This window comes from Kineococcus terrestris, assembly GCF_041020755.1.
Taxonomy (GTDB): Bacteria; Actinomycetota; Actinomycetes; order Actinomycetales; family Kineococcaceae; genus Kineococcus; species Kineococcus terrestris.
Genome location: NZ_JBEUEI010000036.1, coordinates 1 through 13896 on the forward strand (window position 1 = coordinate 1; position 13896 = coordinate 13896).

Here is a 13896-nt window from a genome sequence, read left to right on the forward strand (position 1 = left end):
TCGCCACGTCCCAGACGCTTCGCCGCGCGTCGTACGGGCGCCGGCGGCCGCGGGGGCCGGCGCGGGCGCCGGGCCCCCCCCCCCCGGCGCCCCTAGGATCGGGGGCATGACCCACGTCCTGTCCGCGGTGGCCTGGCCCTACGCCAACGGCCCCCGCCACATCGGCCACGTCGCCGGCTTCGGCGTCCCCTCCGACGTGTTCAGCCGGTACATGCGGATGGCGGGTCACGACGTCCTGATGGTCTCGGGGACCGACGAGCACGGGACGCCGATCCTCGTGCAGGCCGAGCAGGAGGGCGTGGGCCCGCAGGAGCTCGCCGACCGCTACAACCGCGTCATCGCCGAGGACCTGCACGCCCTGGGCCTGTCCTATGACCTGTTCACCCGCACCACCACGCGCAACCACCACGCGGTCGTGCAGGAGATGTTCCGCACCGTGCACCGCAACGGCTACATGGTGGCGAAGAAGGGCATGGGCGCCATCTCCCCGTCCACCGGGCGCACCCTGCCCGACCGCTACGTCGAGGGCACCTGCCCGATCTGCGGGTTCGACGGCGCGCGCGGGGACCAGTGCGACAACTGCGGCAACCAGCTCGACGCGATCGAGCTGAAGAACCCCCGCAGCCGCATCAACGGCGAGACCCCGGTGTTCGTGGAGACCGAGCACTTCTACCTGGACCTGCCGGCGCTGGCCGACGCGCTGGGCTCCTGGCTGCAGACGCGCGCGGAGACGGGCCGCTGGCGCCCGAACGTGCTGAAGTTCTCGCAGAACCTGCTGGAGGACCTCAAGCCGCGGGCCATGACCCGCGACATCGACTGGGGCATCCCGGTGCCGCTGCCCGGCTGGGAGGACAACCCCGCCAAGCGGCTGTACGTGTGGTTCGACGCCGTCATCGGGTACCTGTCCGCCTCGGTGGAGTGGGCCCGCCGCTCCGGCGACGACGACGCCTGGCGCGCCTGGTGGACCGACCCGTCCGCGCGGTCGTACTACTTCATGGGCAAGGACAACATCACCTTCCACTCGCAGATCTGGCCCGCCGAGCTGCTGGCCTACGACGGCCGCGGCGCCGCCGGCGGCGCGCCGGGCGCGTACGGCGCGCTGAACCTGCCCAGCGAGGTCGTGGCCAGCGAGTTCCTCACGATGGAGGGCAAGCAGTTCTCCTCCAGCCGCGGCGTCGTCATCCACGTCCGCGACGTGCTGGCCCGCTACCAGCCGGACGCCCTGCGGTACTTCATCTCCGCGGCCGGCCCGGAGAACAGCGACGCGGACTTCACCTGGCAGGAGTTCGCGACCCGCACGAACTCCGAGCTCGTCGCCGGCTGGGGCAACCTCGTCAACCGCACGGCCAGCCTCATCGCCAAGAACGTCGGCTCGGTCCCCGAGCGCGGGGAGCTCACCGACGCCGACCGCGCGGTCCTGGCCACCACCGGCGCCGGGTTCGGCACCGTCGGCTCCCTCATCGAGGCGCACCGCCAGCGCGCCGCGGTCGCCGAGGCCATGCGGGTCGTCGGCGAGGTGAACAAGTACCTCACCGAGCAGGAACCCTGGAAGATCAAGAACTCCGACCCGGAGCGGATGCGCTCGGTCCTGCACGTGACCGCGCAGGCCGTCTCGGACTGCCGGACGCTGCTCTCGCCGTTCCTGCCGCACTCGGCGCAGGCCGTGCACGAGGCCCTCGGCGGCACCGGCACCGTCTCCCCGCTGCCGCAGCTGCGCGAGGTCACCGACCTCGACGACGCCACCCGCTCCTACCCGGTCCTGACCGGCGACTACCGCCGCGGCTCCGGCGACGGCGCGACCCTGCCGGAGTGGGCGCCGCGCCCCGTCGTGCCCGGCACGCCGGTGGCCGCGCCGACCCCGGTGTTCACCAAGCTGGACGTCGCGGCCGTCGTCGAGGAGGAGCTGGCCCGGCTGGCGGGCGGCGCGTGAGCGGCGGGCGCGACCGCTCGCGCCCGCCGGCGCCCGAGCCTCTGCCGGTGGACGTGCCCGACAACCACACCCACCTGGACTCCGAGGAGTCCGACGCGGTCGTCGCCGAGCTCCTGGCGGCCGGTGCCGCGGTGGGCGTGGGGCGGGCCGTCCAGATCGGCTGCGACCTGCCCGCGGCCCGCTGGACCGTCGGGGCCCTGGACCGCCACCCGCAGCTGCTGGGCGGGGTGGCCCTGCACCCCAACGAGGTGCCGCAGCTCGTCGCCGACGGCGCGCTGGACGCGGCGCTGGCCGAGGTCCGCGAGCTCGCCCGCCACCCGCGCGTGCGGGTGGTGGGGGAGACGGGCCTGGACCACTTCCGCACCCCGCCCGAGCAGTGGCACCTGCAGGAGGACTCCTTCCGCGCGCACATCGCGATGGCCAAGGAGCTCGGCCTGGCGCTGCAGGTCCACGACCGCGACGCCCACGACGACGTCCTGCGCGTGCTGGCCGAGGAGGGCGCGCCCGAGCGCACGGTCTTCCACTGCTTCTCCGGCGACGCGGCGGTGGCGCGGGTGTGCGCCGACGCCGGCTACTACCTGTCCTTCGCCGGCACGGTGACGTTCAAGAACGCCGAGCCGCTGCGCGAGGCCCTGCGCGCCGCCCCGCGCGAGCTGGTCATGGTCGAGACCGACGCGCCCTACCTGACCCCCGTCCCGCACCGCGGCCGCCCCAACGCCGGCTACCTCGTGCCGCACACCGTCCGCGCGATGGCCGCGGTGCTGGGGGCGGACCTGGAGGAGCTGTGCGGGCAGCTGGCCGCCACCACCGAGGCCGTCTACGGCCCCTGGTGACCGGCTCGCGGACCACCCCGCGGACCACCTCGTGATCGGTTCGTGACCGCGGCGTGACACGTCTCACGTCCGCCGGGGCCACAGGTGCCCTGACCTGCGGTCGAGGTGGAGGGGAGCACCTGTCCGGGCGGGGGAGCGCGCCCCCGCCGATCACGGGAACTTGTCGGGCGGGTACCGGGCCGGTTACGGTCCCGCGCTGTCGGCCGGATCGAGGCGGCCGGGCGACCGCACCCGACGGGTGCGGGGCCGACGCGGGGACGGGGGTCCCCTCGTGACGGTCTGCCCGCGCTCGTGCCCGGGCACCTCGTCGAAGGATCCCTCGTGCAGCTGCGCGCCCTGCTCTCCCGGTCCAGCCGGACCGTCCGCCTCATCGCCGGGGGCACCGCCCTGGCCGCCGTCGTCGGCGGGACCGTCGCCTTCACCGCGTTCGACAAGGACGTCGTGCTCGACGCGGACGGCACCACCACCGAGATCAGCACCTTCGCCGGCACCGTCGGCGCCGTGCTGGACGCCCAGGGCGTCGTCCTCGGCGAGCACGACCTCGTCGCCCCCGCGCCCGACGCGCAGCTGTCCGACGGCGACGAGATCGTCGTGCGCTACGGCCGCCAGCTGACCCTCACCGTCGACGGGGAGGAGCGCACCTACTGGACCACCGCGCTCACCGTCGACGACGCGCTGGCCGACCTGGGCGTGCGCGCCGACGGCGCAAAGCTGTCCGCCTCCCGCTCGCAGGCCCTGGGCCGCGAGGGCCTGGCCCTGGACGTCGTCACCCCCAAGCCCGTCGTCGTGGCGGCCGACGGCGCCGAGCGCGCCCTGACCACCACCGCCGCCGACGTGGCCGCCCTGCTGGCCGAGGCCGGCGTGGAGGTCCGCGAGGGCGACGAGGTCTCGCTCGACCCCGCCGCCCGCGTCGTGCCGGACCTGCGCGTGCAGGTCGTGCGCGTGGACCGCGTCAGCAGCACCGAGGTGCACCCCGTCCCGCACGGCAGCCGCACCGAGCGCACCGGCGAGATGTTCGAGGGCGAGCGCGAGGTCGTCACGGCCGGCGTCGACGGCTCCAAGACGGTCACCTTCGACGACGTCCTGCGCGACGGCGTCCGCGTCGAGCACCTCCCCGTGGGCGAGGTCGTCGACGTGGCCCCCGTCGAGGAGGTCGTGCGCGTGGGCACCAAGGAGCGTCCCGCCCCCGCCCCCGCGGCGTCCGGGAACGTCGGCGGCGGCGTCGACGGGCTGAACTGGAGCGCCCTGGCCCAGTGCGAGTCCGGCGGGAACCCCTCGATCGTCTCGGCCAGCGGCAAGTACCACGGCCTGTACCAGTTCAGCGTCTCCACCTGGCGCGCCGTCGGCGGCAGCGGCCTGCCCAGCCAGGCCTCGGCCTCCGAGCAGACCCTGCGGGCCAAGATGCTGTACCAGCGCGCCGGTGCCGGACAATGGCCCGTGTGCGGCAAGAGGCTCTGACCCCCACCGGCCCCGGTCCCTCGGGGCTCCTCACGGCGTCCGACGTGCGCGAGCTCGCCGGGCGCCTGGGGGTGCGGCCCACCAAGACGCTCGGCCAGAACTTCGTCGTCGACGCCAACACGGTGCGCCGCATCGTCCGGGTCGCCGGCCTCGCCCCCGACGACGTCGTGGTCGAGGTCGGCCCCGGGCTCGGCTCGCTGACCCTGGCGCTGCTGGAGGTCGTCGACCGCGTCGTGGCCGTCGAGGTCGACCCCGTCCTGGCCGCCGAGCTGCCCGCCACGGCCGCCGCCCGGGCCCGCCCGGGCGCCCAGCTGGAGGTCGTGCTCGCCGACGCCCTCGACGTCACCGCGCTGCCCGGTCCGGCGCCCACCGCCCTCGTGGCCAACCTGCCCTACAACGTGGCCGTGCCCGTGCTGCTGACGATGCTGGAGCGCTTCCCCACGCTGCGCCGGGCGCTGGTCATGGTCCAGTCCGAGGTCGCCGACCGGCTCGTCGCCGGCCCCGGCAGCCGCACCTACGGCGTGCCCAGCGCCAAGACCGCCTGGTACGCGGCCGCCCGCCGCGCCGGGTCCGTGCCGCCGGCCGTCTTCTGGCCGGTCCCGCGCGTCGACTCCGGCCTCGTCGCGCTGGAGCGGCGCGAGCCCCCGGCGACGACGGCGACCCGCCAGGAGGTCTTCGCCGTCGTCGACGCCGCCTTCGCCCAGCGCCGCAAGACGCTGCGCGCCGCCCTGGCCGGCTGGGCGGGCTCCGCCCCGGCCGCCGAGGCCGCCCTGCGCGCCGCCGGCGTCGACCCCGGCGCCCGCGGGGAGCAGCTCGCCGTGGCCGACTTCGCCCGGATCGCCGCCGCGGCGGGGGCAGCCCCCGCGACGCCGTAGGGTCGACGACCGTGCCGAGGACCCCTGGCGCGGCCGTCACCGCCCGCGCCCCCGCCAAGGTCAACCTCCTGCTGGAGGTCGGCCCGCGCCGCGACGACGGCTACCACGACATCGTCACCGTGTTCCAGGCCCTCGCCCTGGCCGAGGACGTCACCGCCGAGCGCGCCGCCCCCGGGCACGGGACCACGGTGCGGGTGCGCCCGCGGCCGGGCGTGGACGCCTCCGCCGTCCCGCTGGACGGCACCAACCTCGCCGTGCGCGCCGCCCGCCTGCTCGCCGAGCGCACCGGGGTGCCCGACGACGTGCACCTGACGATCGACAAGGCCGTGCCCGTGGCCGGCGGCATGGCCGGCGGGTCCGCCGACGCGGCCGCCGCCCTCGTGGCCTGCGACGCGCTGTGGCAGACGCGGCTGGGCCTGACCGCCCTGACCGAGCTGGGCGCGCAGCTGGGCTCCGACGTGCCGTTCGCCCTGCACGGGCGCACCGCCGTGGGCACCGGCCGCGGTGAGCAGCTGGCGCCCGTGATGACCACCGCCCGCTTCTCGTGGGTGTTCGTCCTGGCCGGCGACGGGCTGTCCACGCCCGCCGTCTACGCCGAGCTGGACCGGCTGCGCGCCGACCGGCCCGGGCGGCTGGAGGAGCCGCGCCTGGACGCCGTCGAGCGCGCCCTGCGCTCCGGCGACCCGCTCGCCCTGGGCGCCGCCCTCGACAACGACCTGCAGGAGGCCGCGCTCTCGCTGGCCCCGCAGCTGGTGGCGACGCTGGAGGCCGGGCGCGCCGCGGGCGCCGCCGGTGCCGTCGTGTCCGGCTCCGGTCCCACCGTGGCGCTGCTGGCGACCTCGCCCGCGCACGCGCGCGAGCTGGCCGCCGAGCTGGGCCGCGACCGGCCCGGGGGCGCCGTGCTGGTCGCCGACGCGCCCGCGCCGGGAGCGCGCGTGCTGGAAGCCGTCCGAGCGGGAGGGGAGTGAGGTGGCGGGCGCCAACCTGGTCAGCGCCGAGGGCCTGACCGTGGTCCACGGGTCGCGGACCCTGCTGGACGGCGTGTCGCTGGGGGTCGCCGAGGGCGACCGCACCGGTGTCGTGGGCCGCAACGGCGACGGCAAGTCCACGCTGCTGCGGCTGCTGGCCCGGCACCAGGAGCCGGACGGCGGCCGCGTCACCCACACCGGCGGGCTGCGCCTGGGCATGCTCACCCAGGCCGACCCGCTGGCGCCGGGCTCCACCGTGCGCGAGGCGGTCCTGGGCGACCTGCCCGAGCACGCCTGGGCCTCGCAGGCCCGTGTGCGCGACGTGGTCACCGGCCTGCTGGGCGACCTGGACGCCTCCGACGTCGGCGGCCTGGACGCCACGGTCGCCACCCTGTCCGGCGGGCAGCGCCGGCGCGTGGCGCTGGCCGGGCTGCTGGCCGGCGAGCACGACCTCGTCGTCCTCGACGAGCCCACCAACCACCTCGACGTCGAGGGCGTGGCGTGGCTGGCCGAGCACCTGCGCGGGCGCTGGCCCGCCGGCCAGGGCGCCCTGCTCGTCGTCACGCACGACCGCTGGTTCCTCGACGCCGTGTGCGAGCGCGTGTGGGAGGTGCACGACGGCGTCGTCGACGCCTACGACGGCGGGTACGCCGCCTACGTGCTCACCCGCGCCGAGCGCGCCCGCGTGGCGGCCGTCACGGAGGAGCGCCGGCAGAACCTGCTGCGCAAGGAGCTGGCCTGGCTGCGCCGCGGGGCGCCCGCGCGCACCAGCAAGCCGCGCTTCCGCATCGACGCCGCCAACGCCCTCATCGCCGACGTGCCGCCGCTGCGCGACTCCGTCGAGCTGGCCCGCACGGCCACCACCCGGCTGGGCAAGGACGTCGTCGACCTCGAGGACGTCACGGTCGGCTACGACGGGCGCACGCTGCTGGACCGCGTGACGTGGCGGCTGGGCCCGGGCGACCGGGTCGGCGTCGTCGGCGTCAACGGCGCCGGCAAGTCCACGCTGCTCGGGCTGGTCACCGGGGCGGTGCGCCCGGACGCCGGTGTGGTCAAGCGCGGCAAGACCGTCGTGGTGGCGACCCTGTCGCAGGAGGTGCGCGAGCTGGACGAGGTCGGCCACCTGCGCGCGCTGGAGGCCGTGGACGAGGTCGCCTCGCACGTGCGCATCGGCGACCGCGACGTGCCGGCCGGGCAGCTGCTGGAGCGGCTGGGCTTCACCGCCCAGCGCGCGTGGACGCGCGTGGACGACCTGTCCGGCGGCGAGCGCCGGCGCCTGCAGCTGCTGCGGCTGCTGGTGGGCGAGCCCAACGTCCTGCTGCTGGACGAGCCGACCAACGACCTGGACACCGACACCCTGGCCGCCGTGGAGGACCTGCTCGACGGCTGGCCGGGCACGCTGGTCGTCGTCAGCCACGACCGGTACCTGCTGGAGCGCGTCACCGACCGCCAGGTGGCGCTGCTGGGCGACGGCACCGTGCGCGACCTGCCGGGCGGTGTCGAGGAGTACCTGCGGCGCCGGGCCGAGGCCAAGGCCGCCGCGGGGTCGGCGGGTGCCGCGGGGGCCTCGGGAGCCCGGGCGCCGGCGGGGTCGGCGGCGCCGGCGGCGCCGGCCGTCGACGGGGCGGCCGTGCGGGCCGCGCGCAAGGAGATGGCGCGCGTCGAGCGCCGGCTGGAGCGCCTGGCCGCCCGCGAGGAGGAGCTGCACGCGCAGCTGGCCGAGCACGCCACGGACGTCGCGCGCGTGACGAGCCTGGACGAGCAGCTGCGCGCGGTGCTGACCGAGCGCGAGCAGCTGGAGGAGGCCTGGCTGGAGGCGTCCGAGCTCGTCGAGTGACGAGGCGCCGACCAGGTCTGATCACTCACCGTGCCCAGTGGTGAGCGATCTGTGCTGACGGTGACCGGTTCGGGTGCTGTTCGGCCGACCGGGCTAGCCGGGACGTGCCACGTCTTGCGTCGTTCGGGTGGCCACCCCCTACGCTGTGCAGCGCGGTGAGGGCCACCCGGGGGGCGTCCGGTCCCGCCGCGGCCGGCGGGCCGAGCCCGCCGCAGACGCACCAGCGGTCCAGGGGGGACTTTGAGCAGATCAGACGTGCCCGGTGCTACCACGGAGATCGACGACCAGCTGCTGGGGACCTCCCCGGCCGACGCCGGGACCGACGCCGTCCGCCGCGAGCGCCTGCTCGTGCCGCGCCAGCGCACCGTCCTCGGCATGCCCGAGCGCACTCCCGCGTGGCAGCGCTCCTACGTGCAGCAGGTCATCGCGGTCGACGCCGCCGTCGCGGCGCTGGCCGCCTTCGTGGGCTTCTTCGCCCGCTTCAACGAGGCCCCCGCCGACCTGGCCACCACGGCCGGCCGCGCGGTCGTGGCCGTCGCCGTCCTGCTGCCGGTGATGTGGGTGCTGGCCATGGGCGCCTTCCGCACCTACGAGCCGCGCTTCCTCGGCGTGGGCTCCGAGGAGTACCACCGCGTGCTGACGGCCTCGCTGGCCGTCGTCGCCGTGGTCGGCACCTCCTCGTGGGCCTTCGACCTCGACATCGCCCGCGGCTACGTCGTCGTGGCGTTCCCGCTGGCCATCGTCGGCACGCTGATCGGCCGGTACACCCTGCGCCAGCGCCTGCACGAGCGCCGCACGCGCGGTGAGGCCGGGCAGACGGTCGTGGCCGTCGGGCACCGCGCCGCCGTGGCCGGCATGGCCCGCCAGCTGCACCGCGCCAGCTACCACGGCATGCGGATCGTCGGCGCCTGCGTGCCCGGCGGCAAGGGCACGCCGGAGGAGGACGCCGAGCTCGACGCCCTGGGCATCGAGGTCGTCGGCAGCCTCGACGACGTGCGCCACGCCGTCACCAGCGTGGACGCCGACGTCGTGGCCGTCACCGCCTGCCCCGAGCTGGACGGCCCGGCCCTGCGCCGCCTGGGCTGGGAGCTGGAGGCCACCCGCGCCGACCTCGTCGTCGCCCCGGCGCTGACCGAGGTCATCGGCCCGCGCGTGGCCATCCGGCCCGTGTGCGGGCTGCCGCTGCTGCACGTGGAGCGCCCCGAGCTGGAGGGCGTGCGCCGCCTGGCGAAGACCACGGTGGACCGCACCGCGGCCGCCGTGGCGCTGCTGCTGCTCAGCCCGCTCCTGCTGGCCGTCGCCGTCGCGATCAAGCTGGACTCGCCCGGCCCGGTCTTCTTCGTCCAGCAGCGCGTCGGCAAGGACGGCCGCTCCTTCGGGATGTTCAAGTTCCGCTCGATGGTCACCGACGCCGAGAAGCTGCTCGTGGACCTGCGCGAGCGCACCGACGGCAACGGCGTGCTGTTCAAGATGAAGGTCGACCCGCGGATCACCCGCACGGGCCGCCTCATGCGCCGCTACTCCGTGGACGAGCTGCCGCAGCTGATCAACGTGCTGCTCGGGCAGATGTCGCTGGTCGGGCCGCGCCCGCCGCTGCAGAAGGAGGTCGACGCGTACGGCTACGACATGCGCCGGCGCCTCCTGGTCAAGCCGGGCCTGACGGGCCTGTGGCAGATCAACGGCCGCTCGGACCTGGACTGGGACGAGTCGGTGCGCCTGGACGTGCGCTACGTCGAGAACTGGTCCTTCACCTTCGACTTCATGATCCTGTGGAAGACCGCCGGGGCCGTGCTCCGCGGTCGCGGGGCCTACTGAGGCCCACCCGCTGGCGCCGAGCCCCGTCCCGCGGTCCGCGGGGCGGGGCTCGTCGCGTCAGGAGCGCTGCTCGAAGGGGGCGGTGACCCGGCGCAGCAGGGCCGCCAGCTCGCGGCGGTCCTGCGGCGGCAGGACGCCCAGCAGGCGGTGCTCGGCCCGCACCAGGTCGGCCAGCGCCGCGTCCACGGCCGCGGTGCCCTCGGCGGTCAGCCGCACCCGCACGCTGCGCCCGTCGGTCGGGTCGGGCAGGCGCCGCACGAGACCGCGGGCGACCAGCCGGTCCACCCGGTTGGTCATGGTCCCGCTGGTCACCAGCGTCTGGACGACCAGCTGGCCGGGGGACAGCTCGTGCGGGGCGCCGGAGCGCCGCAGGGCCGCCAGGACGTCGAACTCCCAGGTCTCCAGGGCGTGGGCGGCGAAGGCGTCGCGGCGCAGCCGGTCCAGGTAGCGCGACAGCCGCGCCACGCGCGAGAGGACCTCCAGCGGCTCGACGTCGAGCCCGGGGGTCTCCCGGCGCCAGGCGGCGACGATGCGGTCGACCTCGTCGGCCGCCGCCCCCGCCGCCGGCCCCGCTCCCGCGCCGGTGCCGGTCCCCTCCGTCGCCACCCGCGCACCCTAGCCGGGCGGCTGCTGGGCCCCCGGCTGCTGGGCTCCCGGCGGCCGGGACGCCAGCCGCGGCGAGCGCTCCAGGCCGGTCAGGCCGTTCCAGGCGAGGTTCACCAGGTGCGCCACGACCTGCTCCTTGGGCGGCTCGCGGCTGTCCAGCCACCACTGCCCCGTCACGGCCACCATGCCCACGAGCATCTGCGCGTACATCGAGGCCATCTGCGCCGGGAAGCCGCGGGCGGCGAAGGCGTCGACGAGCAGGTACTCCACCTGGCTGGCGACGTCGGAGATGAGGCTGGCGAAGCCGCCGCCGGTGGGGGCGACGGGGGAGTCGCGCACGAGGATGCGGAAGCCGTCGGTGGAGCCCTCGATGTAGTCCAGCAGCGCGGTGATCGCCCGCTCCAGCAGCGTGCGGGGGCTGCCGCGCCCGGACAGCGCCCCCGTGATGGCCGACAGCAGCGTGGAGAACTCGCGGTCCACGACGACCGCGTACAGGCCCTCCTTGCCGCCGAAGTGCTCGTAGACGACGGGCTTGGACACCCCCGCCCGGGCGGCGATCTCCTCGACGGTGGTGCCCTCGACGCCGCGGGCGGCGAAGAGCGTGCGGCCGATGCCGATGAGCTGCTCGCGCCGCTCACCGCTGGTCATCCGGGCGCGCGGGGTCCGCGGCGGGGTGTCGGCCACGGGCCCATCCTGCCCGCCCGACCGGCGCGGCGGGCGGCGGGGACGGGGGGCGGGTGCTGGCAGGATGGTCGCCGCCGCGGGCCGCTTCGCGCCGGCCCCGGCGGTCCCGGGTGGTGTAACGGCAGCACGGCGGGTTTTGGTCCCGTCAGGTAGGGGTTCGAATCCTCTCCCGGGAGCCGGCGGCCGCCGGACGGGCGAGCGGCGCCGCACGGGTGGTCCGCCCCCGGCGCCGCGGCCGTTATCCTCGCCGGGCAGGGTCGTCCGCGGCCCGGTCTCGACGCCCGCAGCCCGCGAGGAGCGCCACCGCGTGACCACCCCGAAGCCCTCCGCCGTGATCGTCCTCGCCGCCGGTGAGGGGACGAGGATGAAGTCGGCCCTGCCCAAGGTCCTGCACCCCCTCGGCGGGCGCAGCCTGCTCGGGCACGCCGTGCGCGCCGCCCGCGGCACCGACCCCGACCACCTCGTCGTGGTCCTGCGCCACCAGGCCGAGCGCGTCGGCGAGCACGTGCGCTCCCTCGACGACGGTGCCGTGGTCGCCCTGCAGGACGAGGTGCCGGGCACCGGCCGCGCCGTGCAGTGCGGTCTGGACGCCCTGCCGCCGGGCCTGGCCGGCACCGTGCTGGTCACCTACGGCGACGTTCCGCTGCTGTCGGCCGACACGCTGCGCCGGCTCGCCGACGCCCACGCCGCGGCCGGCAACGCCGTCACCGTGCTCACCGCGCACGTGGCCGACCCCACCGGCTACGGGCGGGTGCTGCGCGACGCCGACGGCGTCAGCGGCATCGTCGAGCAGAAGGACGCCACGCCCGAGCAGCTCGCGGTGCGCGAGGTCAACTCGGGCGTCTACGCCTTCGACGCCGCCGCCCTGCGCGACGCGCTGGCCCGCACCGGCCGCGACAACGCCGCCGGCGAGGTGTACCTGACCGACGCCCTGGCCCTGGCGCGCGCCGCGGGCGGGCGCGTGGAGGCCGTGGGCGTCGACGACGAGTGGGAGGTGCGCGGCGCCAACGACCGCGCCCAGCTGGCCGAGCTGGCCGCCGAGGCCAACGCCCGCACGCTGCGCCGCTGGATGCTCGCCGGCGTCACCGTCGTCGACCCGCGCACCACCTGGGTGGACGACGAGGTTGAGCTGGCCCCCGACGTCACCGTCCTGCCCGGCACCCAGCTGCACGGGCGCACCCGCGTGGCCACCGGCGCCGTCGTCGGCCCCGACACCACCCTGACCGACGTGGAGGTCGGCGAGGGCGCCAGCGTCGTGCGCACCCACGGCTCCGGCTCGGTCGTCGGGCCCGGCGCCTCCGTGGGGCCGTTCGCGTTCCTGCGCCCGGGCACCCGGCTGGGCGCCGACGGCAAGATCGGCACGTTCGTGGAGACGAAGAACGCCGAGATCGGCCGCGGTTCCAAGGTGCCGCACCTGTCGTACGTGGGCGACGCGACCATCGGCGAGCACTCCAACATCGGCGCGGCCTCGGTCTTCGTGAACTACGACGGGGTGCGCAAGGCGCGCACCACCGTCGGCGACCACGTGCGGATGGGCAGCGACACCATGTACGTCGCGCCGGTCACCATCGGCGACGGCGCCTACTCGGGCGCCGGGACGATCATCCGCAAGGACGTGCCCCCGGGCGCGCTGGCGATGACCGTCGCGCCGCAGCGCAACGTCGAGGGGTGGACGGTGGCGAACCGCCCCGGCACCCCGGCCGCCGAGGCGGCGCAGCGCGCGAGCGGCGCGAGCACGGACGGCGGGACCCCGCACGGGGCACCCGCGCAGGGCGAGAGCACCACCGACGGCAGGGAGAGCCAGGCATGACAGGGATCACCACGACGGGCGAGAAGCGGATGGTCCTCATCTCCGGCCGCGCCCACCCGGAGCTGGCGGAGGAGGTGTCGGCCGCGCTGGGCGCCGAGCTCGTGCCCACCAGCGCCTACGACTTCGCCAACTCCGAGATCTACGTCCGGTTCGAGGAGAGCGTGCGCGGCGCCGACGCGTTCGTCATCCAGAGCCACACGGCCAACGTCAACCAGTGGATCATGGAACACCTGATCATGGTGGACGCGCTGAAGCGGGCCTCGGCCAAGCGCATCACGGTGGTCGCGCCGTTCTACGGCTACGCCCGCCAGGACAAGAAGGGCCGCGGCCGCGAGCCCATCTCCGCGCGCCTGGTGGCCGACATGTTCAAGACCGCCGGCGCCGACCGGCTCATGTCGGTGGACCTGCACACCGCCCAGATCCAGGGCTTCTTCGACGGCCCCGTCGACCACCTGTGGGCGCTGCCGCTGCTGGCCGAGCACGTCGGCAAGCGGGTGGACCGCTCGAACCTGACGATCGTGTCCCCGGACGCCGGCCGGGTGCGCGTGGCCGACCTGTGGTCCGACCGCCTCGGCGCGCCGCTGGCGATCATCCACAAGCGCCGCGACCCGAACGTCCCGAACCAGGTGAAGGTGCACGAGGTCGTCGGCGAGGTCGAGGGCCGCACCTGCGTGCTCGTGGACGACCTCATCGACACCGCCGGCACCATCGTGCAGGCCGCGGAGGCCCTCAAGGCCAACGGCGCCGCCGACGTCATCGCCACCGCGACGCACGCGGTGCTCTCCGGCCCGGCCGTGGACCGGCTGAAGAACTCGCCGATCTCCGAGCTGGTCGTGACCAACACGCTGCCGATCACCGAGGCGCAGCGCTTCCCGCAGCTGACGGTGCTGTCCATCGCGCCGCTGCTGGCCCGGGCCGTGCGCGAGGTCTTCGACGACGGGTCGGTCACCAGCCTGTTCGACGGGCACAGCTGACACCCGCAGCTCCCCGCGGGCCCCGCCCCGACGCCGCCGGCGTCGCGGCGGGGCCCGCTGCCGTTAGACTGCTGCGGTTGCCTCGGCGAGGGACGGCGCACGCGCC

11 protein-coding genes and 1 tRNA gene are annotated in these 13896 nt (G+C 75.9%); 10 read left to right on the forward strand and 2 right to left on the reverse strand.

All coding sequences use genetic code 11. The features are described 5' to 3' along the window. Nucleotides 1-106 precede the first annotated feature (106 nt). The 7 genes from metG to AB8M62_RS17230 all read left to right on the forward strand — a co-directional run bounded on the left by metG (nucleotide 107) and on the right by AB8M62_RS17230 (nucleotide 9716). Nucleotides 107-1930: a methionine--tRNA ligase gene (gene metG, locus AB8M62_RS17200; protein WP_369070355.1), complete on the forward strand. Its 1824-nt coding sequence runs from the start codon at nucleotides 107-109 to the stop codon at nucleotides 1928-1930. A gap of 47 nt (nucleotides 1931-1977) precedes the next feature. Next, entirely contained in the window at nucleotides 1978-2763 is a 786-nt protein-coding gene (locus tag AB8M62_RS17205) for a TatD family hydrolase (RefSeq protein ID WP_373694985.1), read from the forward strand. 321 nt (nucleotides 2764-3084) lie between these two features. After that, nucleotides 3085-4221 (forward strand): resuscitation-promoting factor, encoded by a 1137-nt coding sequence (locus AB8M62_RS17210; protein WP_369070359.1) that lies wholly within the window; start codon nucleotides 3085-3087, stop codon nucleotides 4219-4221. Then, nucleotides 4194-5096 carry a 16S rRNA (adenine(1518)-N(6)/adenine(1519)-N(6))-dimethyltransferase RsmA gene (gene rsmA / locus AB8M62_RS17215; protein ID WP_369055254.1) on the forward strand — a complete coding sequence of 301 codons (903 nt, stop codon included), beginning with the start codon at nucleotides 4194-4196 and terminating at the stop codon, nucleotides 5094-5096. Before AB8M62_RS17210 ends, rsmA begins: the two co-directional genes overlap by 28 nt. An 11-nt stretch (nucleotides 5097-5107) precedes the next feature. Beyond that, a complete protein-coding gene (locus tag AB8M62_RS17220) occupies nucleotides 5108-6064 on the forward strand; it encodes a 4-(cytidine 5'-diphospho)-2-C-methyl-D-erythritol kinase (RefSeq protein ID WP_369070361.1) in 957 nt (318 codons plus the stop codon). Nucleotide 6065: 1 nt separating this feature from the next. Then, complete coding sequence (locus tag AB8M62_RS17225) at nucleotides 6066-7901, forward strand: ABC-F family ATP-binding cassette domain-containing protein (RefSeq protein ID WP_369070363.1); 1836 nt, start codon at nucleotides 6066-6068, stop codon at nucleotides 7899-7901. Between the two features lie 255 nt (nucleotides 7902-8156). Continuing rightward, nucleotides 8157-9716, forward strand: a complete 1560-nt coding sequence (locus tag AB8M62_RS17230) for a sugar transferase (protein ID WP_369055250.1) — start codon at nucleotides 8157-8159, stop codon at nucleotides 9714-9716. Nucleotides 9717-9773: 57 nt separating this feature from the next. On the opposite strand, the gene AB8M62_RS17235 is transcribed toward AB8M62_RS17230, so the two are convergent. Together AB8M62_RS17235 and AB8M62_RS17240 are read right to left on the reverse strand one after the other, a co-directional pair. Then, entirely contained in the window at nucleotides 9774-10322 is a 549-nt protein-coding gene (locus AB8M62_RS17235) for a MarR family winged helix-turn-helix transcriptional regulator (protein ID WP_369055249.1), read from the reverse strand. 9 nt (nucleotides 10323-10331) lie between these two features. Beyond that, entirely contained in the window at nucleotides 10332-10970 is a 639-nt protein-coding gene (locus AB8M62_RS17240) for a TetR family transcriptional regulator (RefSeq protein ID WP_369055274.1), read from the reverse strand. 140 nt (nucleotides 10971-11110) lie between these two features. On the opposite strand from AB8M62_RS17240, the gene AB8M62_RS17245 reads away from it, so the two are divergent. The 3 genes from AB8M62_RS17245 to AB8M62_RS17255 all read left to right on the forward strand — a co-directional run bounded on the left by AB8M62_RS17245 (nucleotide 11111) and on the right by AB8M62_RS17255 (nucleotide 13790). Beyond that, nucleotides 11111-11182 (forward strand) — tRNA-Gln (locus tag AB8M62_RS17245). Nucleotides 11183-11370: 188 nt separating this feature from the next. Then, nucleotides 11371-12816 carry a bifunctional UDP-N-acetylglucosamine diphosphorylase/glucosamine-1-phosphate N-acetyltransferase GlmU gene (gene glmU / locus AB8M62_RS17250; RefSeq protein WP_373694986.1) on the forward strand — a complete coding sequence of 482 codons (1446 nt, stop codon included), beginning with the start codon at nucleotides 11371-11373 and terminating at the stop codon, nucleotides 12814-12816. Further along, nucleotides 12813-13790: a ribose-phosphate diphosphokinase gene (locus AB8M62_RS17255; RefSeq protein WP_369055245.1), complete on the forward strand. Its 978-nt coding sequence runs from the start codon at nucleotides 12813-12815 to the stop codon at nucleotides 13788-13790. The genes glmU and AB8M62_RS17255 overlap by 4 nt, the downstream gene beginning before the upstream one ends. Nucleotides 13791-13896: the final 106 nt, after the last annotated feature.